Annotated in this window: 27 protein-coding genes; 22 read left to right on the top strand and 5 right to left on the bottom strand. The window is 54.6% G+C overall.

Features of this window, described 5'->3' with window-relative positions:
• Positions 1-137: 137 nt before the first annotated feature.
• Positions 138-1,300, bottom strand: a protein-coding gene (locus tag DU506_RS11465; protein WP_114487072.1) for an IS3 family transposase whose coding sequence is annotated in 2 segments (ribosomal slippage) — positions 138-1,039 and positions 1,039-1,300 — 1,164 coding nt in all. Because the reading frame shifts where the segments join, the coding sequence is not laid out codon by codon here.
• 62 nt (positions 1,301-1,362) lie between these two features.
• On the opposite strand from DU506_RS11465, the gene DU506_RS11460 reads away from it, so the two are divergent.
• The 3 genes from DU506_RS11460 to tviB are packed head-to-tail and all read left to right on the top strand — an operon-like array spanning position 1,363 to position 4,393.
• Complete coding sequence (locus DU506_RS11460; RefSeq protein ID WP_114487071.1) at positions 1,363-1,884, top strand: EpsG family protein; 522 nt, start codon at positions 1,363-1,365, stop codon at positions 1,882-1,884.
• Between the two features lie 45 nt (positions 1,885-1,929).
• Entirely contained in the window at positions 1,930-3,111 is a 1,182-nt protein-coding gene (locus DU506_RS11455) for a glycosyltransferase family 4 protein (protein WP_114487070.1), read from the top strand.
• Between the two features lie 4 nt (positions 3,112-3,115).
• Entirely contained in the window at positions 3,116-4,393 is a 1,278-nt protein-coding gene (tviB, locus tag DU506_RS11450) for a Vi polysaccharide biosynthesis UDP-N-acetylglucosamine C-6 dehydrogenase TviB (protein ID WP_114487069.1), read from the top strand.
• A 70-nt stretch (positions 4,394-4,463) separates the two neighbouring features.
• Here tviB and DU506_RS11445 read toward each other — a convergent pair whose 3' ends face one another.
• Positions 4,464-5,651 (bottom strand): transposase, encoded by a 1,188-nt coding sequence (locus tag DU506_RS11445; RefSeq protein WP_114487068.1) that lies wholly within the window; start codon positions 5,649-5,651, stop codon positions 4,464-4,466.
• A 213-nt stretch (positions 5,652-5,864) separates the two neighbouring features.
• A complete protein-coding gene (gene tnpA / locus DU506_RS11440) occupies positions 5,865-6,323 on the bottom strand; it encodes an IS200/IS605 family transposase (RefSeq protein WP_114487067.1) in 459 nt (152 codons plus the stop codon).
• A gap of 68 nt (positions 6,324-6,391) precedes the next feature.
• Between tnpA and DU506_RS11435 the strand changes: the two genes are divergently transcribed.
• On the top strand, positions 6,392-7,906 hold the full coding sequence (locus DU506_RS11435; protein WP_114487066.1) for an RNA-guided endonuclease InsQ/TnpB family protein: 1,515 nt from the start codon (positions 6,392-6,394) through the stop codon (positions 7,904-7,906).
• A gap of 86 nt (positions 7,907-7,992) precedes the next feature.
• Entirely contained in the window at positions 7,993-8,157 is a 165-nt protein-coding gene (locus DU506_RS11430; RefSeq protein WP_415843692.1) for a Rossmann-fold NAD(P)-binding domain-containing protein, read from the top strand.
• A gap of 81 nt (positions 8,158-8,238) precedes the next feature.
• Here DU506_RS11430 and DU506_RS11425 read toward each other — a convergent pair whose 3' ends face one another.
• Positions 8,239-8,613: a hypothetical protein gene (locus DU506_RS11425; RefSeq protein ID WP_114487065.1), complete on the bottom strand. Its 375-nt coding sequence runs from the start codon at positions 8,611-8,613 to the stop codon at positions 8,239-8,241.
• A gap of 203 nt (positions 8,614-8,816) precedes the next feature.
• Here DU506_RS11425 and DU506_RS11420 point away from each other — a divergent pair, with 203 nt between their 5' ends.
• The 5 genes from DU506_RS11420 to DU506_RS11400 all read left to right on the top strand — a co-directional run bounded on the left by DU506_RS11420 (position 8,817) and on the right by DU506_RS11400 (position 13,421).
• On the top strand, positions 8,817-8,990 hold the full coding sequence (locus DU506_RS11420) for a DUF2970 domain-containing protein (RefSeq protein WP_114487064.1): 174 nt from the start codon (positions 8,817-8,819) through the stop codon (positions 8,988-8,990).
• A gap of 127 nt (positions 8,991-9,117) precedes the next feature.
• On the top strand, positions 9,118-10,233 hold the full coding sequence (gene coxB / locus DU506_RS11415) for a cytochrome c oxidase subunit II (RefSeq protein WP_114487063.1): 1,116 nt from the start codon (positions 9,118-9,120) through the stop codon (positions 10,231-10,233).
• Between the two features lie 62 nt (positions 10,234-10,295).
• Positions 10,296-11,930 carry a cytochrome c oxidase subunit I gene (ctaD, locus tag DU506_RS11410; RefSeq protein ID WP_114487062.1) on the top strand — a complete coding sequence of 545 codons (1,635 nt, stop codon included), beginning with the start codon at positions 10,296-10,298 and terminating at the stop codon, positions 11,928-11,930.
• Positions 11,931-11,964: 34 nt separating this feature from the next.
• Entirely contained in the window at positions 11,965-12,564 is a 600-nt protein-coding gene (locus DU506_RS11405; RefSeq protein WP_114487061.1) for a cytochrome c oxidase assembly protein, read from the top strand.
• Positions 12,561-13,421, top strand: a complete 861-nt coding sequence (locus DU506_RS11400; RefSeq protein ID WP_114487060.1) for a cytochrome c oxidase subunit 3 — start codon at positions 12,561-12,563, stop codon at positions 13,419-13,421. Before DU506_RS11405 ends, DU506_RS11400 begins: the two co-directional genes overlap by 4 nt.
• Positions 13,422-13,424: 3 nt before the next feature.
• On the opposite strand, the gene DU506_RS11395 is transcribed toward DU506_RS11400, so the two are convergent.
• Positions 13,425-13,616, bottom strand: a complete 192-nt coding sequence (locus tag DU506_RS11395) for a DUF2909 family protein (RefSeq protein ID WP_114487059.1) — start codon at positions 13,614-13,616, stop codon at positions 13,425-13,427.
• A 61-nt stretch (positions 13,617-13,677) separates the two neighbouring features.
• Here DU506_RS11395 and DU506_RS11390 point away from each other — a divergent pair, with 61 nt between their 5' ends.
• The 12 genes from DU506_RS11390 (at position 13,678) to pheT (ending at position 25,689) form a co-directional block, all read left to right on the top strand.
• The gene (locus DU506_RS11390) at positions 13,678-14,313 is read left to right on the top strand and encodes an SURF1 family protein (RefSeq protein WP_328587975.1); all 636 of its coding nucleotides are present in this window, start codon (positions 13,678-13,680) and stop codon (positions 14,311-14,313) included.
• Positions 14,314-14,327: 14 nt separating this feature from the next.
• Positions 14,328-14,924 (top strand): hypothetical protein, encoded by a 597-nt coding sequence (locus tag DU506_RS11385; RefSeq protein WP_114487057.1) that lies wholly within the window; start codon positions 14,328-14,330, stop codon positions 14,922-14,924.
• Between the two features lie 37 nt (positions 14,925-14,961).
• The gene (locus tag DU506_RS11380; protein WP_114487056.1) at positions 14,962-16,014 is read left to right on the top strand and encodes a COX15/CtaA family protein; all 1,053 of its coding nucleotides are present in this window, start codon (positions 14,962-14,964) and stop codon (positions 16,012-16,014) included.
• Positions 16,007-16,927 (top strand): heme o synthase, encoded by a 921-nt coding sequence (gene cyoE, locus DU506_RS11375; protein WP_114487074.1) that lies wholly within the window; start codon positions 16,007-16,009, stop codon positions 16,925-16,927. The genes DU506_RS11380 and cyoE overlap by 8 nt, the downstream gene beginning before the upstream one ends.
• 105 nt (positions 16,928-17,032) lie before the next feature.
• Positions 17,033-17,500 (top strand): DUF2489 domain-containing protein, encoded by a 468-nt coding sequence (locus tag DU506_RS11370; RefSeq protein WP_114487055.1) that lies wholly within the window; start codon positions 17,033-17,035, stop codon positions 17,498-17,500.
• 315 nt (positions 17,501-17,815) lie between these two features.
• Positions 17,816-18,691, top strand: coding sequence for an OmpA family protein (locus DU506_RS11365; RefSeq protein ID WP_114487054.1), 876 nt, complete (start codon positions 17,816-17,818; stop codon positions 18,689-18,691).
• Between the two features lie 225 nt (positions 18,692-18,916).
• The gene (gene thrS / locus DU506_RS11360) at positions 18,917-20,839 is read left to right on the top strand and encodes a threonine--tRNA ligase (RefSeq protein ID WP_114487053.1); all 1,923 of its coding nucleotides are present in this window, start codon (positions 18,917-18,919) and stop codon (positions 20,837-20,839) included.
• A 12-nt stretch (positions 20,840-20,851) separates the two neighbouring features.
• Positions 20,852-21,391: a translation initiation factor IF-3 gene (infC, locus tag DU506_RS11355; protein ID WP_268877320.1), complete on the top strand. Its 540-nt coding sequence runs from the start codon at positions 20,852-20,854 to the stop codon at positions 21,389-21,391.
• An 81-nt stretch (positions 21,392-21,472) separates the two neighbouring features.
• Positions 21,473-21,667 carry a 50S ribosomal protein L35 gene (rpmI, locus tag DU506_RS11350; RefSeq protein ID WP_114487051.1) on the top strand — a complete coding sequence of 65 codons (195 nt, stop codon included), beginning with the start codon at positions 21,473-21,475 and terminating at the stop codon, positions 21,665-21,667.
• A gap of 66 nt (positions 21,668-21,733) precedes the next feature.
• Complete coding sequence (gene rplT, locus DU506_RS11345) at positions 21,734-22,087, top strand: 50S ribosomal protein L20 (protein WP_114487050.1); 354 nt, start codon at positions 21,734-21,736, stop codon at positions 22,085-22,087.
• Between the two features lie 175 nt (positions 22,088-22,262).
• A complete protein-coding gene (gene pheS, locus DU506_RS11340; RefSeq protein ID WP_114487049.1) occupies positions 22,263-23,282 on the top strand; it encodes a phenylalanine--tRNA ligase subunit alpha in 1,020 nt (339 codons plus the stop codon).
• Between the two features lie 25 nt (positions 23,283-23,307).
• Positions 23,308-25,689, top strand: coding sequence for a phenylalanine--tRNA ligase subunit beta (gene pheT / locus DU506_RS11335; protein WP_114487048.1), 2,382 nt, complete (start codon positions 23,308-23,310; stop codon positions 25,687-25,689).
• Positions 25,690-25,710: the final 21 nt, after the last annotated feature.

Raw genomic sequence — 25,710 nt, 5'->3', positions numbered from 1 at the left:
AGAGAAACATTGGGATGGATCGCAGAAATGGCTGCGCCTTCAGGTGGCGTCAGACATAAACATTCGGCGGCACACAAAGATTAAGGCTAAAGCCAATCCTTTCGACCCATCATGGGAAGATGTAGTGGTCAAGTGTTTTAGGCCACCGTCTTTTGAGTTTTCCAGTAGGCCTGCTCTGCCACGTTAGGCGGCAGTCCGTCGTTGTGCTTATGCGGCCGCAGCGCGCTGTAATAACCGATCATATAGCCTGTGATCGACTGCTTTGCCGAGGCAAAACACACATACCCGGTTTCCGGTACCCATTCCGTTTTCAAACTCCTGAAGAACCGCTCTGTCGGGGCGTTGTCCCAGCAATTTCCTCGGCGGCTGAGACTCTGCTTCATCTGATATCGCCAGAGTTGCTGACGGAATCTCAGGCTGGTGTACTGGCACCCCTGATCGGAGTGAAACAGAATTCCCGGTGGCTCCCCACGTGATTCATAGGCAATGGTCAGGGCCTTCTTCACCAACTCCGTATTCGGCGATAAGGACATTGCCCAACCAACGGGTTTACGGGAAAACAAGTCAATCACAATCGCCAGATAAGCCCAGCGGGCCCCTGTCCAGATAAACGTAATATCTCCCGTCCAAACCTGGTTAGGCGCCTGCACATCGAATGCCCGGTCGAGATGGTTCGGGATATCAAGGTGTGGCTGGTCCGCTTTCTTGTAGGCGTGACTCGGCGGTTGCGTGCTCACTAGCCCCAACTGTTTCATTCGCCTGCCAGCGCGGTAACGACTCAGTGGCGTTCCCGCCTGAGTCACCATGCTGGCAATGGTGCGGGCCCCGGCTGAGCCATTGCTGGCTGTGTGCGCCTCGATAACCTGGTCCTGAAGCTTTTGCTCAGAATCACAGGGAGTTCTGTCCCGGTCACGCCAGGCCCGATAGCTACTGCGGTGTACCCCGAACACCTGACACAAGTGTTGCACCGCATAGCTCTCTTCAAGTCGCTCGATTATCGAGAATTGCTCAGGGAGTCCGACATCAAGAGAGCGGTAGCCTTTTTTAATATTTCCTTTTCTTCCTCCACCCGCCGTAATTTGCGTCTCAACTCCTGAATCTCACGCTGTTCGGGTGTCAAAGCGTCGCCTTTCGGTGTGTTCCCCACTCGTTCGGAGCGAAGCTGGCGAACCCAGTACTCCATGGTGGATTTACCCACTCCCATGGCGTCACACGCCGCCTTCAGCGTGTAACCCTGATCGACCACGAGCTGGGCCGCCTCCAAGCGAAATTCCGGACTGAACGTTCTCTTCTTCGTCATCATCTGCACCTGACTTTCTATGTGAGTAATCATACACTCAAAATCAGGTGGCCAAATTCACTATGCCACTACAGCTGCCGGTGGCAGGGTTGGCGGCCAGCCAGAGCCGGCTCATTTCCGTGGCCTGGGCGGGAACGGCCACGCTGATTGGCGGTTACCTGTTCCTGCTGGATTCTGCCGACCAGCTCTGGGCCAATTACGTCGAGGCCGATTATCAGTCCGAGGGTGGGCTGATCCGTGTACTGATGAATGCCGTACCTGCAGGGCTTTATCTGGTGCTGCACCGATATTTGCAACTCAATGAAGACGAGCGACGCCTGTGGTGGTGGCTCTCGGTGCTGGCCATCGCCTGCATCCCGCTGGTGATTATGTCTTCCACCGCCACCGACCGTGTCGCCCTTTATCTGATCCCCCTCCAAATCTTCGTATTCGCACGGCTTCCGCTGATTAGCTCGGATGCACGCTGGTCGACAGTGATTGTACTCAGCGTGGTCGCCTATTATGCGGCGGTGTTGCTGGTGTGGCTCGAGTTTGCTGCACATTCCGAGGCTTGGTTGCCGTATCAGCTGGTGTGGTTGGCGTGAGGGCAGAGGAAGGAATTAAGTCACGATAGCCAGGAAGGCATCACAATGACCTACTACGAAAAGCGCCGAGAGTTTTCCCGCCAGGAAGTGGTGGTATTGGTCTCCAACACCTCCTGGTACCTCTATAACTTTCGCCGCGGGACGATCGAGGCGCTGCGTGGCGCCGGCTATCATGTGGTGGCGCTGGCCCCGGAGGATGCCTATTCCCTCCGGTTGGCGGAGGAACTGGGTATCGAACATGTGCCGCTGCCCATGGAAGGCAAGGGCACACGGCTGCTGGGCGAGAGCCACAGCCTGGTGACCCTGGCCAATAGTCTGCGTCGCCTCAAGCCCGCCTTTGTCTTCAACTTCACGGTCAAGGCCAATATCTATTCCGGGTTGGCCTGTCGGCTATTGGGCATTCCCTATGCCAACAACATTTCGGGGCTGGGCACCGCCTTCCTGCACGACAGCTGGTTGTTTCGCCGGGTGCGCTCGCTCTATGGCCTCGCTAACCGTGGGGCGCGGCGGGTGTTCTTCCAGAACCAGGAAGATCATGACCTGTTCCTGAACCATGGCCTGCTTCGCACGACGCCCACTACTGTGCTGCCGGGCTCCGGCATGGATACCTCACGCTTTACCTTCTCGCCGCTTCCTAACCCCACCCCCTTTACCTTCGTGATGATCGCTCGTCTGCTGGGCGACAAGGGCGTGCGTGAGTTTGTGCAGGCGGCGGGGCAGGTGCGTGCCGTTTACCCCGATTGCCGCTTCTGGCTGATCGGCCCCCATGGGGCCAGCAACTGTACCGCGATTACCGAAGCCGAGGTACAGCACTGGCAGGCAGAGGGCGTAATCGAGGTGTTAGGCGAGCAGGGCGACGTTCGGCCCTTCCTCAAGCAGTCGCATGTGCTGGTGCTGCCTTCCTATCGAGAGGGGATGCCGAGGACCGTGCTGGAAGCCGCCGCCATGGGACGGCCTGCCATCGTGTCTGATGCCCCGGGGTGCAGACAGGCGGTAGTGGCCGGCAAGACAGGTTGGCTGTGCGAGGTAAAGAGTGCTGATTCGTTGGCCCAGTGCATGGAGACATGCATTGCCATGCCCCGGGCGGAACTGCAGGCAGCAGGGAAGGCAGCGCGAGTGCGCATCGAGGAGGAGTTCGATGAGCGCATCGTGATTGAGGCGGCGCTTGGCTGTTTGCGTGAAGTCCATGACCTGAATCGGGCCAATCCATTGTCATGCAAGGAATGAGACGATGCTGAACATAGAGAACGTGCGCCTGGGGGTGATCGGTCTGGGCTATGTCGGGCTGCCACTGGCCGTGGAGTTCGGAAAGATACTGCCGACGGTTGGCTTCGATATCAACACCCAGCGGATTGGCGATTTACGCAACGGGATCGACCTTACCCAGGAGGTGGAGCCGGTGCTGCTGGCCGCAGCCACACAGCTGCACTTTTCGAATGACATCGAGGTGCTGCACGACTGCAACGTCTATATCGTTACCGTGCCTACGCCCATCGATGCATCCCGATGTCCGGATCTTACCTGCTTGATAAAGGCCAGCGAGACGGTGGGTCAGGTGGTGGGCATGGGAGATGTGGTGATCTATGAATCGACCGTCTATCCCGGCGCCACCGAGATGGACTGCATTCCGGTCATCGAACGAGTCTCGGGGCTGGCCTTCAACCGGGATTTCTTCGCCGGTTACAGTCCTGAACGTATCAACCCGGGTGACAAGGAGCACCGGATCGCTTCCATCAAGAAAGTCACCTCGGGTTCCACGCCGGAAGTAGCGGAGTTCGTGGATTCTCTTTACCGCCGGGTAATTGTCGCCGGTACCCATCTTGCCAGTTCTATCCAGGTCGCTGAGGCCGCCAAGGTGATCGAGAACACCCAGCGCGACCTTAACATTGCACTGATCAATGAGTTGGCGGTGATATTCAACCGGCTAGGGATCGACACCGAGGAAGTGCTGGAGGCGGCCGGTAGCAAGTGGAATTTCCTGCCGTTTCGTCCGGGTCTGGTAGGTGGGCATTGCATCGGCGTGGACCCCTACTACCTGACCCACCGTGCTCAGCAGGTGGGTTATCACCCCGAGGTGATTCTCTCCGGGCGGCGCATCAACGACGGAATGGGTGCTTATGTAGCTGGGCAATTGATCAAGCAGATGATCAAGCGTCGGCTACAAGTGCAAGGCGCTCGGGTTCTGGTGATGGGCCTGACCTTCAAGGAGAACTGCCCGGACCTGCGCAACACACGCGTGGTGGATATCCTGGCCGGACTTGGCGATTACGGTGTGGTGCCGGAGGTCTACGACCCCCAGGCGAACAAGGCCGATGCCGAGCGAGAATATGGAATACGCTTGGTCGAATGGCCGGAGAACGATGCCTATGACGCCATCATCTTGGCCGTTGCCCACCGGGAGTTCCGCGAACTCAGGGTTGGAGACATTCGGGCATGGGGCAGGTCCGAACATGTGCTTTACGACCTCAAGTTTGTGCTTCCGAAAGAATCCGTCGACCTGCGCCTGTAATAGCCGGTGGCTGTTGCGCCACCCTTTCCCATATCTTTCTCACTCCTTTCTCACAATGGTTCGGACTGTTTCATGACGCAATAGCGCCGTAATGGCACATCTCATCAAAGTCGGGTCGGGATTTTATGTCATTGAAGTCCAGACCCAAGTAGGAAGAAAAGCGTTCCAGCAGGTGCGCTTTGGCTTTGCGGGTTCTCCAGCGGGCAATCGAAATCACCCGTTGACCGCTTGGTTGATGCTGCCGATCTTCAAGTTTGAGTAGGTTCAGCGCCGTCATTGAGGCGTTGAAATGGAAATGTAGCGCTTGTTCCTTTCGCGCCTGACAGTCGTTCAGACCCAGACACTGCTTGGCATCGCGAAACAGAAACTCAATCTGAAAACGCGCCTTGTAGTACGTCACCAAGGTCATGGCCTCCAGCGACGTATCCGTCGAAAATAACAAGGCTGTTTTCACTTTGCCGCCAGCGCGCTTTACCAGATACACCACCCGTAGATCGCGTTTGAAATGCGGGCTGTTCACTATAGCGGTATACACCTGTGTCGCCTCCATGTTGCCTGCCAGCGTCCATCGGCTCACGTCATCAACGCTCACTTTTCCATCATAAAGACGCTTGCGCCCTCGGGGTTTCTGTTCTCCCTGATACAGCCAACGCAGATTGGCGTCATGACGCAGCTTGCCGATCTGATGTAACCCCGTTGCCACGACACCCTGGAGGTAGCGGGTTTTACTGTAATAGCCGTCCGCCACGAGATAACGCACCTGTGGCGGGAGTGACGCACGATCCTGCTGAAGGTGGTGAAGATAGCGGTCCACGCGCGACTGTTCACCGTCGGGACGATCCATCGTTTGTCGTGTGGACAGGTGATACGCCGTATTTTCCGTCACGTTCACTACGGCCAGCGTGGATATTTCCAGCCCCCGTTCGGCCCTGCCTGTGCCGCCACTATAGAACTGACCCAGCCCTTCGGTATGCCGGCCGCTTTTAGGAATGAAGCTACAATCCGTGGCGGCCACCAGGGTGACGGCCGTGTCTTCACTGAGTGGCAGCAAGCTCAGGCGATTGAACTCGGTGAAATCAAACGCACGCCGATACCAGCGCGAAAAGGTCTTCTCATGGTAATCACTGTAACGGCTGAGATTGCGAAAGTTGGCACGACCTCGCAAACACATCAGCAGGGGCAACAGGACGCGAATAAAGCACCGCTGGGGCTTTTTGAGACTGGACATCTGCTGCAAGACTGTATTGACTATTTCCATGAAAGCCTGTGCTCGGGTGGTGATGTTGTGAGAGACCCCATTATCTGAGCATCAGGCTTTCTTTAAAACTGTCCGAACCATTGGTAAATAAATAATAAAACTAATTTTTTTCCATGGTCGAGGAACTCAGCGGCCTCTATCGCTTTGAACCAACCCCGGCGCAATCTCGGTTGCTTTAGCTTCGAGTCAAGCCGGCTCGGCCAGGGAAGGCCGCTATCGGCGGCGTAGCCGCCGCGATTGTTGTTCACCTTTCTCGGAGGTGGGGCGTTGCTGGTCGGTGATGTACTGCGTCACGATATCCAGCGGTGCGCCCCCACAACTGACGGCGCAGTAGGACGGTGACCAGAACTGGCTGCCCCAGAGTTTGTCGGCGATGTCTTGTGCAAACGCCTTGCGTATCACGTAAGCACTCTTGCCTTTGAGCTTGCCGATAAAGTGAGACAGGGCTTTCTGCGGCGGGCAGATGACCAGCAGGTGGAGATGGTCGGCCTTGCCGTTAAACTCGATCAATTCACCCTGCATTTGCTCACAGGTTTCGCGCAACACCGCGTCCAAACGGATCAACATCGACTCGGTGAAGACATCACGCCGATATTTCGGGACAAAGACAAGGTGGTAGTGAAGTCGGTAAACACATGACCTGCCAGTTCTCCAAGGATATTCGCCACTCATAGTCTTGACTCATTAGGGGGATGGCGCTAGCCTAGAATTATTGTCCTGTTTATGCAACCGGGTCCCTTATGGCGCAGCGCGGTTTTTCATTAAGCATTTCGGATCGCCTGTCTTCACGACAGGCGACCGCCTTTGCTCAATGGATAGGTGGCGCGAATGTGCTGCGTAATTATAAGGTGCGCGAGTATCGTGACTTGCTGGCGCAAGGCCGAGGGGCCGAGATTAACCAGGCGTACGCCCCGATCAAGCAAGACCCTGACGTTGCCTTCCTGAAAGACATCCCCGTTCAAATCCTGCGTAACACCGCCAGCTCGGCCTATACCGATGCGGAAGCCGCCCGAAAAGGGATTTCCAAGTTTCCCAAGGTCAAAGGCCGAAACAAGAAACGTAGCTGTATCATCACCAAGGAATTGTTTGATCTTCAGCCTGTCGCAAACGACAAGACCCAGGTGACGATCTATGACTCGGCAACCCGGAAGCGCACAAAGCTGTTTTCTATCACCGTGCCTTATTCGTCTGCGTCACTGAGCAAGCAGTTCATCATCAGCCGTCAGGGGCGTAGCTTCTCATTCTCCGGCTCACTGGATGATGGTCAGACCCACCCTGACAACGAGGCGCTACTCAACGACGTTGCGTACCTCGATGACGACAAGCTGCTGGGCTATATCACCGGCCTGGACGGCGGTGTTGCTCGCCCCCTTCAGGCCTGCAATGGCGCGATCTTCGACTACACCCCGGAAGAAAAGCGCCAGCTTCGGCGGCATAACGACCGGATCAAGCGGCTCCAGGCAGCCCTCAGTGGCAAGAAACGTCGCAATGGCAATAAGTCCAGGCGCTGCGCGTCGAACAATCAGCGTCATCTCGCCAACCAGATCGCCACCCTGCATGGCAAGATTCGTCGACTGCGCCGGAATTTCGCGCATCGCGTGTCGCGGAACGTCGTGGAAACGTCAGGTGAGATCATCTGTGTGGAAGACCTCAAACTCAAGGCGATGACCAGGCGGGCGAAGAAGAAAACCCAAGGCCGCCAGACTCTTAAAAATGGGGCAAGGGCCAAGTCCGGGCTTAACCGCAGCCTGAGCAATGTCGGCCTGGGGCAGATATACACCCTGATCAAATACAAGGCCAATGCCCGGAACAAGGGCTTTCTCAAGATCAATCCGGCGTACACCTCGAAGGAGTGTCATGCCTGTGGCAGCCGCAACACCGAGCGGCCCACTCAAGCCGGGTTTCATTGCCTGGCATGCGGCCTCAAGGCCAATGCGGACGAGAATTCCGCCCGCAATATCGCCAAGCGAGGCGTCAGAGACATCAAGAGCGGAGCGTTTGCGGCTAAGGCAAAACCGCGCAAGACCAGTGCAAGACGACGTAAGAAGCACCTGGAGAGTGATCTTCCCCTGGTGGGCGAACGGCCATCAGGTAAAAAATCAGAAAGCCGAGAGGACGGTCTGGCCAGTTTGGCAGCCTCCCACGTCTCGACGGTCGAGACGTCTGGAATAAGCCCCGAGACTTCGGGCAGTCTTCATTTGTCTCACGCTGAGGCAGCGACGCTTTCTACAACAAAGGTCGACCCGTCAGGGTAGACTGGAAACCTCCTTGCTTTAGCTGGAGGTAGTTCATTGCCTTTGGCAAGTCGCTGGCGGCGGATCTCGCGCCACAAGGGATCGCCGTGGCTCAGTTGCACCCAGGCTACGTGAAGACTCGCATGGTGAATTTCGGGGGCATGATCACCCCGGAAGAGGCGGCCGCCGGGATTGCAGAACGTGTCGAAGCACTCAGCCTTGAGACCACTGGGGGCTTCTGGCACAGCAATGGTGAGGTGCTGTCTTGGTAAGCATCTAGAGAAACCGCCGCCTAAGATCCAGTCGGGCGGCGGTTGTTCTATGAACCCGGGTTTGTGGCTTTGGATGTCCGGTTAGATTTCATCCCACAGCTGACGTCGAAAATCGGTGGTCAATTCAGCAACCTTGCTCATTCGATTGTAGTGAGCTTCTTTCATGGTGTTGAGCATGTGTTGATAACAGTCAGCTATCTCTTCATGCGATGGCGGCCCGTCGTCGGCAGTGAAACACTGAGACAGCTTTTCGCCACTTTCCGCTAAGGTGTGCAGAAATTCTGTTTCCACCTCCATAGCTTGAGTGAGGCTTTTTAGCCAGGTTTCTTGCATTTTTATCAGGGGAACGCAGCTTTGCAGCATTTGCTGGCTCCACCACTCCATGCCGGCCTGATTGGTTGGGAAACCCTCACCGAAGGGAGTATTGAGCTTTTTGTCAGTCTTTTGAGTGGCCATTTTGAGCCTCCTTATTAATTAATCCCAGTGAAAAGTGTGTTAATTAATCCCAGTGAAAAGTGTGGACTGATTCAAGGAAAAGGGTTCTGTATTCAGTATAGTCAATGGATGCAGTGAATAAAGCGATATAACGGCTATTTTGATGAAAAGAAGAGCTTCTGTAATGAATTGAAAGTTTCGTGGTGAAGTATAAGGAGAAGTTCATGTGGGGCTTGATAAAATCTGTGCTAGCTGCTTTTCTAGGGGTACAAAAAGAAGAACAACGACGTAAGGATTTTAGCGCCTCTAGTCCATGGGGGTTCATTATTACGGCGGTAATTCTGGCGATAATCTTCGTGGTAGGCCTGGCTGGGTTGGCGATATGGGTGGCGCGATGAAAAGCGTTGAGAGCGAAACCTATGTTGAAGGTGACGAATGGCTTAAGGTTTCTATACTGCTATTAAATCATATATCCCTGACCTAATTTAAAAGTGAGTAATAATAACAATAACTGCGGAGGTATCCATGCGATCACTGTGGCGTTGGATCGTCAGTAGCAACGTTTTCCTGAGCACCACTCCGGTGCATGCCAACGGCTGGAACATGCCGCGTGGTGTCACCGACGTCAGTGGCGAGATTTACGGCTTGCATATGACCATCTTCTGGATATGTGTGGTCATCGGCGCCGTGGTCTTTGGGGCGATGTTCTATTCCTTGTTTCGCTATCGGCACTCCAAGGGAGCCAAAGCAGCCAATTTCCATGAGCACACCACCGTTGAAATCTTCTGGACGACCATTCCTTTGCTGATCTTGGTGGGTATAGCTGTGCCAGCCACGGCGACATTAACCAAGATGTACGATACCTCCGAGGCCGACCTGGATGTCATGATCATCGGCCAGCAATGGCGCTGGCGCTATGAATACCTGGGCGAAGAGGTGGCTTTCACTTCCAACATGAGTACGCCAAGGGCTCAGATCTCCGGTGAAGAAGGGTTCGGTGAGCACTATCTTCAGGAGGTGGACGAGCCGCTCGTGCTACCCATCAATCGCAAGATACGTTTTCTTATGACCTCCGATGATGTCATCCATTCCTGGTGGGTGCCGGAGCTGGCCGTCAAGCAAGATACGATCCCCGGGTTCATTAATGAAAACTGGGTGAATATCAATGAACCGGGAGTTTACCGGGGACAATGCGCGGAATTATGTGGCATCGACCATGGGTTCATGCCGATCGTGGTGCACGCCATGGAGGAAGCGGAATTCGATGAATGGATGCTAGAGCGTAAGGAAGCCATGGAGCAGGAAGCTTTAGGGGTCGATCGTGAATGGGAGATGCAAGAGCTGATGGCTCGAGGCGAAACAGTCTTCGAGTCGATCTGTGCCTCCTGCCACCAAAGTGAAGGCCAAGGCGCGCCCCCGGCATTTCCGGCATTGGCGGGTAACGAAAGGTTGATCGAGGATCTCGAATGGCATGCGCAGACCGTGATCGATGGTGTTTCCGGTACGGCCATGCCGTCATTTCGTAACACGCTGAATCCGGTGGAGTTGGCGTCGGTAGTCACCTACACGCGTAATGCCTGGGGCAACGATACAGGCGACAGCGTACAACCCGGCGATATAGCCAAGCGTATTGCTGAATAACGTTTCGTTATATTGATGACGAGCTTTCTCTATTCCAAAAAAGACAATTTCTGGAGAGTTCCATGGCGCCTAAGTTACCTCCGACTCATCCCCTGGAGCACAGTGTGACCACTGTGGCCGGGAGCCAGGCTCCAGCGCATCATGCGCCGCCGCGCGGTATCCTGCGCTGGTTATTGACCACCAATCATAAAGAGATTGGTTCCCTGTATTTGATCTTTTCCCTGATCATGTTCTTCATTGGTGGGATTTTCGCACTGGTGATACGAGCGGAACTCTTCCAGCCAGGCCTGCAATTGGTCAATCCTGAATTTTTCAATCAAATGACTACCATGCATGGGTTGATCATGGTGTTCGCCGCGGTAATGCCGGCTTTTACCGGCTTGGCTAACTGGATGATTCCGTTGCAGATTGGAGCGCCTGACATGGCATTGCCGCGACTGAATAATTTCAGTTTCTGGTTGTTGCCGGTAGCCTTTACATTATTGCTCTCCACTCTTTTCATGCCTGGAGGTGGTCCGAATTTCGGTTGGACATTTTATGCGCCGCTTTCCACCACCTATGCTCCCCCCTCAACGACCTTTTTCATTCTAGCGCTGCATATTGCCGGTATCAGTTCGATACTGGGGGCGATCAATATTATCGCCACCATCCTGAATATGCGTGCACCGGGCATGCGCATGATGGACATGCCGCTATTCGTGTGGACCTGGCTGATCACCGCTTTTCTGTTGATTGCCGTCATGCCGGTATTGGCAGGGGTCATCACCATGATGCTGATGGACATCAACTTCGGGACCAGTTTTTTTAGTGCGGCTGGGGGCGGTGACCCAGTGCTTTTCCAGCACCTGTTCTGGTTTTTCGGCCATCCTGAAGTGTACATAATGATTCTGCCGGCCTTCGGTATCGTCTCGGTGATTATTCCGACCTTCGCGCGCAAACCGCTGTTCGGCTATCCCTCGATGGTGTATGCGACTGCCTCGATCGCCTTGCTGTCGTTCATGGTGTGGGCACATCACATGTTCGTGGTGGGGCTGCCACTGGCAGCCGAACTGTTTTTCATGTACTCCACCATGCTGATCGCTGTTCCCACCGGGGTGAAGATATTCAACTGGATCACCACTTTATTTCGCGGCTCGATCAGTTTTGAATCCCCCATGTTGTTCTCGTTGGCATTTGTGGTGTTGTTCACTATTGGAGGCTTTTCCGGCTTGATGCTGGCTATTTCTCCCGCGGATTTTCAATATCACGATACCTATTTTGTGGTGGCGCACTTTCATTACGTTCTGGTGCCTGGGGCGGTGTTTGCGATCATGGCGGCGGCTTATTACTGGCTGCCCAAATGGACGGGCCATTACCCTAATGAGCGCTTAGCTCAATGGCACTTCTGGCTTTCCGTGATCGGGGTCAACCTGACGTTCTTTCCCATGCACTTCGCCGGACTTGCCGGAATGCCCCGGCGAATCCCGGACTATGCCCTGCAGTTTGCCGACTTCAATATGCTTTCCAGCATTGGGGCCTTTCTTTTCGGTTTTTCTCAGCTGTTATTTGTTTTGGTTGTGGTGCTCTGCGTTCGTGGTGGCAAGAAGGCCCCTGCGCAAGCATGGGAAGGCGCATGGGATCTCGAATGGACAGTACCCAGCCCAGCTCCCTTGCATACTTTTGAGACCCCGCCTGATTTTAAGCGCCCGACCCTCTGAATCATGGCCAAACCTACAGGTATGAGGTGGCGATATGAATAATGAACAACAACAAATTTCCGAGCAGAGGGTAGGCATTCGGCGAACGGTAGGGAGAAGCATTGCGGCGCTAGTGGGCATGTTCGCGTTTGCGTTTGCACTGGTGCCGCTGTACGACGTTTTTTGTCGCATTACAGGGCTCAACGGAAAGGTGGATACAACGGCGCAGGCATTTGTGCATGAAAATGTAGATGAATCGCGCTATGTCACCGTGCAGTTCATTACCCGCGGTAGTGCGGGTTTGCCGTGGAAAATGGACGTGGAAACCCAGCAAGTTCGCGTTCACCCTGGCCAGCCGACGGAAGTGGATTTTACGTTCAGCAATCAAAGTGACCAGTCTAACTGGGGACGGGCGGTACCCAGTGTCTCGCCTTCGGAAGCATCACCCCACTTGCGCAAGATGAGCTGCTTCTGCTTTGCCGAACAAAAGCTCCAGGCCGGTGAGAAATTGACGATACCGTTGGTATTCCAGCTCACTCATGAACTGCCTGCGGAGATCTCCACTATCACGCTGGTTTACACCCTATACCCGGTCAAGAACAAGGTCAGCCAGTTATCCAGCCAGCAAACGCAGCATGCGGGAGGCACGATATGAGCGGTGGCACTTATTACGTTCCTGCGACCAGCCGGTGGCCCGTACTGGGCTCAGTTGCGCTGGGGATAATGATGTTCGGTATCGGCATGCAGCTGGTCTATGACGCCAGTAGTGTGATCATGCTGGTAGGCCTGGTGGGCATTCTTTCAGTCATGGGATTCTGGTTTCGCGATGTGGTGCGAGAGTCACGCGGGGGACTCTACGATACCCAGATGGACCGTTCATTTCGCTGGGGCATGGGATGGTTCATTTTTTCCGAGGTGATGTTTTTCGCGGCCTTTTTCGGTGCCTTGTTCTATATCCGCACCTTTGCCGTGCCTTGGCTTGGCGGCGAAGGGGAGAAAGGTGTTTCTGCCTTGCTATGGCCTGATTTCGTGCCCCAATGGCCGTTGATGAACCCGCCGGGTGATGCTGTTGTAGGCCCGAGAGGAACCTTCAGTCCGTGGCAGTTGCCGTTGGTCAATACGCTGATATTGGTGACTTCCAGTATTACCTTGACCGTGGCGCATGAGGCGTTGAAAGAAGGCCATCGCAAGGTATGTCGTAACTGGCTGACAGGTACGGTGCTTCTTGGCCTGTGTTTTATCCTGATCCAGGGGCTTGAGTATTACGAAGCCTATGCACATTACGGTATCACCCTTGAAGCCGGCATTTTCGGTGCTACCTTTTTCATTCTCACCGGGTTTCATGGGGTCCACGTAATAGTGGGGACGATTATCCTGGCGGTAATACTTGTCCGTGTGCATCAGGGCCATTTTGCAAAGGAAAACCACTTCGCTTTCGAAGCTGCTTCCTGGTATTGGCATTTCGTGGATGTGGTATGGATCGGGCTGTTCATTTTCGTGTACGTCATCTAGCGCCTAACCTAGTTGACCCGACAGGAAGCCGTATAACAGCAGACCTACCAACAAGCATCCAAGACCGATACGCCATTTCAATGAGGACAGCAAGCGTCGAGAAGCTAAGTCATCACGTAATAGAAAGCCCGCACCTGCACCTAGGCTGATCACCATGGCGAAAAAGACAAGAGCAATGGATACTTTGAGTAACATGACGGTTTCCTCGAAAACTGGCTGGCGTCTAGGGGGATGGTGCATTTTTTGGTCATTGATTGTGATAACGGGAGTAGCTCTGGGACTATGGCAGTGGGAAAGAGCCACTGACAAGCAAAATGCGATAGCACAGCGAGAGGCTGCCCCTGCATTGGTCAATCCAGTCGCTTCACCCAGTGACGGTGCCTGGGTCACGTTAACGGGCGACTATCTGGCGGAGCATACCTTGTTCCTGGATAACCGTATTCTTGGCCGGCGTCTGGGTGTTGCGGTATTGACGCCTTTACGAGATGAGCAAGGACGCCTCTGGTTGATGCAGCGAGGGTTTCTGGAAACCGGCCCTAGCCGAGCAACGCCGGAAACGACGACACCCAGCGGGCCTGTAGACGTTCGTGGTCGTTGGCAGGCAGCGGGCGATCGGGGCCCTTTATTCGGTCCCAATGCCGAACAACAACGACTACAGCAGATTCGCCTTGAAGCATGGTCTTCACTGGGTGAATTTGCCTATCAGGGCTGGTTGCATCTGGAAGAAGGCCCCGGCGTCCTGGATAGCTGGTGGAAACCTAACGTAATGCCACCCAGTCGGCATTTCGGCTATGCCGTGCAATGGTGGGGACTGGCGCTGGCGGCAGCGGTTGTCATGTTCCTCGGAGGACGCCGTTTGCAGCGCGATGGCCGACATCAACAAACACAATAAAGGGAGCGGGCGTCATGAAAAAATTGAGCAAAGCGGGACGGCAAAAATTCAAGCTCGTACTCTTGATCAGCGTGTTTCTGTTACCCATGGTGGCGGCCTGGGGCATGGTGGAGTGGCGGTTGGGTATACCCGAGCAACGCACCGCGCACGGGACTCTGAATCCGGAAATTCCACCGCTTTCAGACTGGCCTCTAGAAGGCGTAGCGTATTCAAAAACGCAAGAATCAGTTCCTGAAGAAATGGCCCTTGAAAAAATAGCCCTTGAAAGCACGGCCCCTGAAACTCCAGAAGAGAATAGCCCCGAAACCTGGATATTGGCATTTGATTGCCAGGCAGACTGTGCTGCCCAAGCGGACCAATGGTGGCGGCTGCATCGGGCGCTGGGGCGTGAAGCCGTGCGTGTCAGTCGCCTGCGGATTGGAGGTGCCTTCGAGGCGTTGCCCGGTGAAAAAGTGCGAGACTGGCAAGCACGTCCCGGCTGGGTAAAGGAGGGAGATATATGGATTCTCGACCCGCAAGGTCATCCGGTCTTGGCATTCAATGGTGGCACACAAGCGGCTGACGTACTCAAGGACATCAAGCATTTGTTGCGCGTAAATCCAGATTATTGAACAAAATCCATGAGCGGCGGCAAAAGGACGAATACTAATGGCAAGTCACCTTCCAGACTCTCGTTTGAGATGGCTTTTGCGGCTGACATTAGCGGGTACGGTCTTTACTGCCATCGTGATACTGGTTGGCGCATGGACACGCTTGGTCGATGCCGGTCTAGGTTGCCCGGACTGGCCGGGATGTTACGGAAAACTGGTGGTGCCTGACACCGGCTATGCTGCCTTGCGCCACCCCGAGACTCCACTGGAACCTTTCAAGGCCTGGATGGAAATGATTCATCGCTATATCGCGACTCTCTTGGGTGTCGTGGTCTTGGCAGTGGTCGCGCTTGGGTGGCGTTTACGTCATGGGCGGCAGTACCCATGGCGGCTAAGTATCGCACTGCTGGTAGTGATCCTCCTTCAAGGTGCCTTTGGTGCATTCACAGTGACATTGCAGCTGTGGCCTCAGGTAGTGACGTTGCATCTGTTGGGCGGCTTGAGTGTCTTGGTTATTTTTCTTTGGCTACACTTGAGGTTGCGACGATTTGCGATAGAACTTCCACATTCGCCACCCAGGCGGGTGAATGGCTTATGGCTGGGAGCTGCGGCGATACTGGTCATGCAGCTGGCGCTGGGAGGCTGGGTCTCAAGCAATTATGCAGGTATTGCCTGTCAAGGGTTTCCGAGCTGCAACGGCCAGTGGTGGCCGGAAATGGATATTAGCGAAGGCTTCCATCTGACTCAGACCGTAGGGCCGAACTATCTCCATGGCCAATTACATGCTGATGCACGTACGGCGATTCACATGGCGCATCGGTTAGGAGCTGTGCTGTTGGGAATTGCCCTTTTGACGCTTTGGTTGCGTTATCGACAGCAAGCATCTTTGCGCTCCGTGTTATTTGGTCTAGCGGTGGTTTATTTCGTGCAGGGCGGGTTGGGCGTGGCCAATGTGCTACTTGGGTTGCCGCTATGGCTGGCGCTATTACATACCGCCGGCGCCATAGCGTTGACGTTAGGTCTGGTAGCTGCGTTCTGGACGTGGCGCCATTCAGCTGGATGGGAAGAAGATATAACAGCAATCAAGGGGGCAAGCCATGCCAATGCGTAATGGGGCAATGACACTGCAAACGTCGGCATTTTCGACGACGGCATGGGGATGGCGAGACTTGCTGGGGTTGTGCAAGTTTCGGGTGGTAGCGGTCATGCTGGTCTGTTCCCTGGTGGGTATGGCGCTGGCAACGCCAGGGATTCCGCCTATCAGCAATGTTGTGTTTGGTTTGATGGGTATCGGGCTTACCTCCTGCGGAGCCGCTGCCTTCAATCATATTGTCGATCGGCGTCTGGACGCCTTGATGTCACGTACCTCGCATCGACCAATAGCGAGTAAAAGGCTTCCAGTAAGCGTCGGGCTCACTTGGGCAATAACCCTATCTGGAGCGGGTGTGGGCCTTCTGGCTTGGCAGGTCAACGCCTTGACGGCGATGCTGACCTTTGCCTCCCTGATTGGCTATGCACTGATCTATACCGCTTTTCTCAAGCGTGCCACACCCCAGAATATTGTTATTGGAGGCGTTGCCGGTGCCGCACCACCATTACTTGGGTGGACGGCTATTACCGGCCAGCTTGGACCTGAACCGCTATTGCTTCTGTTGATCATTTTTGCCTGGACACCACCGCATTTCTGGGCCTTGGCGATACATAAATGCGATGACTATGCCCGAGCGGGGATTCCCATGTTGCCGGTGACTCACGGGCTGGCATTCACGCGGTTGCAGGTGTGGTTATATGGCTGGTTGACGGTAGGCGTCACCTTATTGCCCTTTGTCATCGGCATGAGCGGGGGGCTTTATCTGGCAGGTATTGCACTGTTGAATGGCCGTTTCATGTACTGGAACTGGAAGGTATGGCGAGGTGATGATCCAAAGGCGCCTTTGGCGGCTTTCTGGTTCTCGATTCGTTATTTGCTTGGGGTATTTGGTGTGTTGCTATTGGATCATTACACTGGGCTGGTTGCGTGGTAGCCAAAACTTATTGGGATTTGGTGGCTGTCTGGGTGGCGTGTACAATTGTCGTCAAGCAAATGCTGGCTTGCAATTTCACGCTGCCGCTGGAGGAAAGGTATTCCAATGAATACAACCATTACCCTGATATTACTTGGGCTGGGCTTGGTGATAGTGATCGCCTTGACCGCCTATGCATTTACCTTACGGAGGGAAGTGAAGCGCCGCGATAGGTATCGTCAGGAGGAGGATCGGCGGGCCCAGGATAATAGCCTGGAAAATCTCGATTGGGTCATCGGAGCACTGTTACAAGAACAGGTGGAAATCACTGAAGGGGCCTGGCGGTGTAAGGTGCTTTTGGAAATTATAGATCCAAGCTTGGCTGAACAGGAAAGGTTTCGTGCATTTGCGGAGATGTATAACCGAACTCAGCATCTCAAGACACATTCAGCCCGCAAACAGCTAACACCACGTGAACGTATGCAAGAAGATAAACAACGATTGGAAATCGAAAACGAAATGCGTCCAAGCGTACTGGCGGCGGCGGCGGCGGTTAAGGAATGGCGTCAGGAAGGGTCAAACGCTGCTCACTGAAAATTAACTTTAATTTATAAATAACCTGTTTATAAACTTGGTATAAATTCATGATAAGGACTATTTTAATAGTCAATTGGATTTAATTTTTTGCGATGGGTGCCAGATAGCATGTGACAGAAAACGTCGAAAGTACGAGTTGTTTTCCGATGGAAGTAACGCAATCCGCAGTTTCCCATGTAGACTGTGCCCTTGAACCACAGGTTCCGTGCAAATAGCTTTTATTTAGAAGAGCTGGGTTCTAGCATACATACTGGATGGCTGGAGTTTTCCCTGTCGGTCATGTCAGCATTAAATGAAGAAGGAGTTTTATACATGAAAAAATCAACAACTGGCTTGCTACTCGGTTCCGCTTTGGTTGTCGGTCTATCCGGCTGCGCCAATACTGGCACTCAAGCGTCTGGCCAAGGTGCTGCGGGTGCTAGCAGTGACCGTAGCTGGTACCAGCATCCCATGGTATGTGGTCTGGCGGGCAGTGTGATCGGCGGCGGTATTGGCTATGCCACCAGCAGTTCCTCAGATGAAGATACTGGTGCTGCTATCGGTGCCACTGCTGGCGCTACCATCGGCGCTATGCTGTGTGCTGACACCACGCCTGCGGCAGTTGCTCCGCAATGCCCGAGCTACGGCGAAGTACCGGCAGGTGTGGCAGTGGACGCAGAAGGCTGTCCGCTGGATTCCGACAATGACGGTGTGCCCGATTATCGTGACCAGTGTCCGGGTACTCCCGCCGGCGTTGAAGTGAACGCCCAAGGTTGCCCGCTGGATTCTGACAACGACGGTGTGGCTGATTACCGTGACCAGTGCCCGAATACCCCGGCCGGTGTGGAAGTGAACGCATTGGGTTGCCCGGAAAGCGTTGTACTGGAAAACGTGAATTTCGAGTTTGATTCCGCCCAGTTGACACTTAATGCACGTGAAGTGCTCGATGATGTCGCTGAGCGTCTGGCTAACAATCCCGGTGTACGTGTGCGTATCGAAGGTCACACTGACTCCATGGGTTCTGCCCAATACAACAAGGAACTCTCACAGCGTCGTGCCGAATCTGTCGCTAGCTATATGGCTCAGCGCGGCGTTAACGCAGATCGCATGATGGCGGTCGGTTATGGTGAAGAGCGTCCTATCGCAACCAACGAAACCGATGAAGGTCGCGCACGCAACCGTCGCGTTGAATTGGATGAGTGGAACTAAGCAAAACGCTTATTCGTATGTAGCGGCAGATTGAATGTTGCCGTTCATGCACCGCATGAAAGAGGAGGCCGAAAGGCCTCCTTTTTTGTGTCTTTCAGTTTTTCCTGTTAGGCGCATCTGTTAGGCTAGCCAGCGCTATTTAGCACTGTTTTATCCTCTTAACGACCATTGATAGCGAAATGTGATCCTTGGTATGGATCACCACTGCGCTCAAGGAATTATCGAATGCCCATCGTAACGCTGCCGGACGGTAGCCAGAAAACGTTTGATGCCCCTGTTTCCATCATGCAGCTTGCTGAGTCCATTGGCCCTGGTTTGGCCAAGGCCTGCGTGGCAGGCAAGATTGATGGCAATCTGGTAGACGCCGCTGATCTCATTGAGCGCGATGCCAGTGTGGCGATCGTGACGGCACGTGATCCAGAAGGGCTGGAAATTATTCGTCATTCCTGCGCTCACTTGATCGGCCATGCGGTCAAGCAGCTTTTCCCTGATGCCAAGATGGCTATTGGCCCGACAATCGATGACGGCTTCTATTACGATATCGATTTTGGGAGCTCGGTCACTCCGGACGATATGGAAACGATCGAAAAGCGCATGAAAGCGTTGATCGAGCGCGAATACGATGTAGTGCGTGAGTACGTTGATCGTGACAAGGCGATGTTGACTTTCTTGCATCGCGATGAGCCTTATAAACAGGAAATTGTTCGTGCTATCCCGGAAGGTGCTTCGATCCGGCTGTATCATCATGAAGAATATACCGATATGTGTCGCGGCCCCCATGTGCCCAACACCCGGCACCTGAAAGCGTTCAAGTTGACCAAGCTGGCGGGTGCCTATTGGCGTGGCGATGCTTCCAAGCCGATGCTGACCCGCCTTTATGGGACGGCCTGGAGTGATAAAAAACAGCTCAATGCCTACCTGAAGCGTCTCGAAGAAGCCGAAAAGCGTGATCACCGTAAATTGGCGCGCAAGATGGATCTATTCCATCTGCAGGAAGAAGCGCCGGGCATGGTGTTCTGGCATCCCAATGGCTGGACGATGTATCAGGCATTGGAAGATTACATGCGTCGCATCCAACGTGAACATGGCTACCAGGAAATCAGAACACCCCAAGTGGTCGATTTATCGTTGTGGAAAAAATCAGGCCATTGGGGCCACTACAGTGAGCTGATGTTCACCACGGAATCGGAAAAGCGAGAGTATGCGGTAAAGCCGATGAACTGCCCGTGTCATGTACAGGTGTTCAATCAAGGGCTAAAAAGCTACCGCGACCTACCGCTGCGTTTGGCGGAATTTGGCAGCTGTCACCGTAACGAGCCTTCAGGCTCCTTGCACGGCTTGATGCGCGTACGGGGTTTTACCCAGGATGATGCGCATATATTCTGTACGGAAGGCCAGATTCAGGCAGAGGCCGAAGCATTTATCGCCTTGACCCTTCAGGTTTATGAGGCGCTCGGGTTTGACGAAGTGGAGCTTAAGCTCTCGACTCGTCCGGAAGACTTCATGGGTGAGTCCCACCTCTGGGATCAAGCGGAAGCGGGTCTGGAAGCCGCACTTGACTCAACGGGGCTGGAATGGACACTGCAACCGGGCGAAGGGGCATTTTATGGTCCTAAAATCGAATTTTCTTTGCGCGATTGTCTCAATCGCGTGTGGCAGTGTGGTACGCTACAGCTCGATTTTAACTTGCCGGGCAGGTTGGGCGCCCAGTTTGTTGACGAAGATGGCAGCCGGAAGACGCCGGTCATGTTACACAGGGCGATTCTCGGCTCCTTCGAACGCTTTCTGGGAATACTGATTGAACATTATGCCGGTGCCATGCCATTGTGGCTTGCTCCCCAGCAGGTGGTGGTCATGACGATTACTGATGCTCAGCGGGATTATGCCCTTGCGCTAGAGAAACGTTTGCAGAAAAATGGCTTGCGAGCCAAAGCGGACTTGAGGAACGAGAAAATCGGCTTTAAAATCCGCGAGCATACGTTGCAGAAAGTTCCCTATCTCCTGGTGGTAGGAGATAAGGAAGTCGAAGCTGACTCAGTTGCCGTACGTACGCGTACAGGCGAGAATCTCGGCACCATGACGGTTGATGAATTCATCAAACGAGCGGATGCGGAGCGAGAAGCTCTAGCGATATCGACAATTGCCTAAGGAGACGGAACGATCAAGCGAAGCAGCCAGCGCGGGCGCCCTCAAGACAAGCGCCCCCCAATGAACGAGAGAATTACCGACGAAGAAGTACGCCTGATTGATAGCGACGGTGAGCAGTTGGGCGTAGTGCCCACTACCGAAGCCCTCGAGCGTGCAGAAGCTGCCGGTATGGATCTTGTGCAAATATCAAATGCCGATCCGATCGTGTGTAAGATCATGGACTACGGCAAATTCGTCTTTGAGCAGAAAAAGCAGAAAGCGGCTCAAAAGAAGAAAACAAAGCAAATCCAGGTGAAGGAAGTCAAATTCCGTCCTGGCACCGATGAAGGTGATTATCAGGTCAAGCTGAAAAACCTGACACGCTTTCTGGAAGGTGGTGACAAAGGCAAGGTCACATTGCGCTTCCGTGGGCGGGAAATGGCACACCAGGATATCGGCCGTCGGCTGATGGAACGGATAGCCAACGACCTGGAAGAGATCGGAGCGGTGGAGTCCTTTCCCAAAATGGAAGGGCGCCAGATGGTCATGATCATTGCCCCGAAGAAAAAGTGATCCAACGGCGTTTTCAACGGGCCACCGCTATTGCGGTGGTCGGCCTTGGATTTTCTAAAAAACTCGAGCGGAGTTACTCTCATGCCGAAAATCAAGAGCAATAGCGGCGCTGCAAAGCGCTTCAAGAAGACAGCTAACGGCTTCAAGCACAAGCAGTCTTTCCGTAGCCACATCCTGACCAAGAAGTCGAGCAAGCGTAAGCGTCACCTGCGCGGTACGAAGCTGATTCACGATGCCGATAAGGCGCTGATCCAGCGTATGCTGCCCAACCTCTAAGGTTACGTTGTCGTTTTCTCTGGATGCCTGAATAATCGGCATCAGCTATAAAGTCAGGAGTGTGTTATGGCCCGTGTCAAACGTGGCGTTGTCGCCCGTCGTCGTCACAAGAAGATTCTTAAGCAAGCTAAAGGCTATTATGGTGCGCGGTCACGCGTTTTCCGTGTAGCCAAGCAAGCTGTCATCAAAGCCGGTCAGTATGCCTATCGCGACCGTCGTAACCGCAAGCGTCAGTTCCGTGCGCTGTGGATTCAGCGCATCAACGCCGGTGCTCGTCAGAATGGCATGTCCTACAGCCGTTTTGTCGGTGGTCTGAAGAAAGCCGGTATCGAGATTGATCGCAAGGTACTGGCTGATCTGGCCGTTCACGAGAAGGCAGCATTTGCCGCTATCGTGGAAAAAGCCAAGGCTGCCCAGTAAAGGCATACATGCCGGGCAACTGAAGAGTTGCACAACTGTATTGCATGATATGTCAGTGGTCATTTCAGTGTGACCCATCCAGGGGAAGAGCAGCCGCTCTTCCCCTGTTTTTTTGTCACCCTATTGTTGCCTCCCCAATGTTGAACTTGGGGCCGCCTAATTCGGAGTTAATCGGATGGAACACCTTCCCACTCTGGTGTCTGAAGCTCGCCATGCCATCCAGGCAGCGGATAGTGTTGTCGCACTGGAAGAAATTCGTGTCAGCTACCTCGGCAAGAAAGGTGAAGTGACGGCCTTGCTCAAAGGCTTGGGCAAGTTGCCGCCCGAAGAGCGACCTGCTGCCGGTGAACAGATCAACCAGGCAAAGCAGGCATTGGCCCAGGAGATCGATACGCAACGCCAGCAGCTTGAAGATGTCGCCTTGCAGGCGCGCCTGTCGGCCGAACGTATCGATGTCACCTTGCCAGGGCGTGGACAGCCAAACGGCGGGTTGCATCCGGTCACGCGCACGCTTGAGCGTATCGAAGAATTGTTTACCCGGATTGGTTTCGACGTGGCGGTGGGGCCGGAAATCGAAGACGATTACCATAACTTTGAAGCGCTCAATATCCCGGCTCACCACCCGGCGCGCGGAATGGCGGATACTTTTTATTTTGACGCCACCAGGCTGTTGCGTACCCATACGTCGCCTGTTCAAGTGCGCACCATGAAGGCTGAGGAGCCGCCAATACGAATCGTCTGTCCAGGGCGCGTATACCGCAGCGACTCCGACCTGACCCACACGCCGATGTTTCATCAGGTGGAAGGGTTGTTGGTGGACGAAGACGTCAGCTTTGCCGATCTCAAAGGCACCATAGAAGATTTCCTGCATGCATTTTTCGAGCGTGATGATCTTTCCGTTCGCTTCCGGCCTTCCTATTTCCCCTTTACCGAACCCTCCGCCGAGGTGGATATCCAGTGCGTGATGTGCAGCGGTGAAGGCTGTCGTGTGTGTTCGCACAGTGGCTGGCTGGAAGTGATGGGTTGCGGCATGGTGCACCCCGAAGTGTTCCGCCACAGTGGCATCGATAGCGAACGCTTCACCGGTTTCGCCTTCGGCATGGGAGTCGAACGTCTGGCCATGTTGCGTTATGGGGTCAATGACTTACGTCTGTTCTTCGAGAACGATCTGCGCTTTCTTCGCCAGTTCGCCTGATACCGCCACCAACACAGGAATCACCATGAAATTCTCCGAAAAATGGTTGCGTGACTGGGTGTCACCGCGGCTGGATACGCAAGCCATGGCCGACCAGATCACCATGGCGGGTCTGGAAGTGGATGCTGTCGCCCCTGTAGCGGCCACATTTGCTGGCGTGGTGGTGGCTGAAGTGCTCAGCAAGACCCAGCACCCGAATGCCGACAAGCTCAACGTATGCAGCGTGGATGATGGCAGCGGCGAACCTGTCCAGGTGGTGTGCGGGGCACCCAACGTCGCAGTGGGGCAGAAAGTGCCTTTCGCGCAGGTTGGTGGGTTATTGCCGGGCGACTTCAAGATCAAGAAAGCCAAGCTGCGCGGTGAAGAGTCCTTCGGCATGATCTGCTCGGCCTCCGAGTTGGGATTGGAGGAAGAGACGTCTCCCGGCATCCTGGTGCTCCCCGATAGCGCCCCGGTGGGAGAGAGCTTTCGCGACTACATGGACCTCGATGATCACACCATTGAAGTGGATCTCACGCCGAATCGTGGCGATTGCTTGAGCATCAAGGGCATGGCACGAGAAGTGGGCGTGCTCAATCGGTTGGCCGTAACGGGGCCTGAGCTCGCACCGATCGAGGCCACTCATGATGAAACCTACGCGGTAACGCTAGAGGCGCCTGAATGCTGTCCGCGTTATATCGGCCGCTTGATTTCCGAGATCAACCCGGCTGTCGAAACGCCGCTGTGGATGGTGGAATGCCTTCGCCGGAGTGGTGTTCGCTCCATCGACCCTGTGGTCGATATCACTAACTACGTCATGCTGGAGTTAGGTCAGCCGCTGCATGCCTTTGATCGGGAAAACTTGCAGGGCGGCATTGTGGTGCGCATGGCCAAGCAAGGTGAAATGCTGACGTTGCTCGATGGTCAGCGCATCGCCTTACGACCTGAAACGCTGGTGATTGCCGATGAAAATGGCCCCTTGGCCATGGCTGGGATCATGGGGGGAGAGCATTCGGGCATCAGTGCGAAAACCCGTACCATTTTCCTGGAATCGGCATTTTTTACTCCGCTGGCGATTGCGGGGCAAGCACGCTCCTATGGCATGCATACCGATGCTTCCCATCGCTTCGAGCGGGGAGTTGACCCCGGCCTGACTGCATTGGCCGTGGAACGTGCCACCCAGCTTTTGCTCGAGATATGTGGCGGACGCCCCGGGCCCTTGGTTGAGGCGGTCAGCGAGGCTCATCTGCCTGATTCAGCGCACATTACCCTGCGAGCGCAGCGTTTGGCCCAGGCACTGGACAAGGAGCTGGCTGCGGATGAGGTAACCGATATTTTGCAGCGGCTGGGTATGCAGGTACTTGCTGATGAAAACGGCTGGCAGGTTCAGGCGCCCAGTTGGCGCTTTGATATTGCTATCGAAGAGGATTTGATCGAGGAAGTTGCTCGGATACACGGCTACAATAATTTGCCGTCACGTCGCCCCTCTGCACGCCTGGCATTGCGTTCATCCAACGAAGCGCGCCTGAGTGAGTCGCAGCTACGCCATCAGATGGTGGCAAGAGGCTATCAAGAAGCGGTGACCTATAGCTTCGTGGCCCCGGAATTGCAGACAACGATATTGCCCGATGCGGTTTCACCCAAGCTTGCGAATCCTATTTCCGCCGATCTTTCGGTAATGCGGGCGAGCCTATTCCCCGGCTTGATTCGTGCCATGGAGCATAACCTTAACCGCCAGCAAACCCGCATTCGCTTATTTGAGACTGGCTTGGTCTTCAACGGTGAATTGGATGACTTATCCCAGGTGCCCATGCTGGGGGCTCTGGCTTGCGGTCCGCGTGACGCGGAAGGGTGGACGGCTAACCGCGAGGCCGTGGATTTTTACGATCTCAAGGGTGACCTGGAAAGCGTGCTGGACCTGGGAGGAAGTGCCTCCGCCTGGCGTTTCGAGCCCGGCGACCATCCCGCCCTACACCCGGGACAGTGTGCGCGTATCCTTCATCAAGGCCAGGAAGCGGGATGGATCGGTACATTGCACCCCCGCGTTCGTGCCAAGCTCGGGTTGAAAGTGGATGCGGTACTGTTTGAAGTGCGTCTGGATGCCTTGAGTGAAGGCCGGATACCCGCTTTCGAGCCGCTTTCACGCTTCCCCGAGGTGCGTCGGGACTTGGCCTTGCTGCTCAACGAGGAGGTGCCGGTTCAGTCATTGCTCGATAGCGTGGAAAGGCATGCCGGCGATTATCTGAAAGGCAGTAAATTATTTGATGTGTACGCTGGTAAAGGTGTGCCGGAAGGCCACAAGAGTATCGCCTTGGGCTTGACCTGGCAGCATCCATCACGCACGCTGAATGATGAGGAAATCAATCAGTTGGTGGATACGATTGTGATCCAGGTGCGTGCTGAGCTGGGTGCGGAACTGCGCAGCTGAGAACTAACGCGATGAGTGGTA

The organism is Vreelandella rituensis (genome assembly GCF_003336665.1).
GTDB classification, from domain to species: Bacteria; Pseudomonadota; Gammaproteobacteria; order Pseudomonadales; family Halomonadaceae; genus Vreelandella; species Vreelandella rituensis.
Note: the sequence above shows the minus strand (reverse complement) of the source record. Positions and strands in the feature narration are given on the sequence as shown.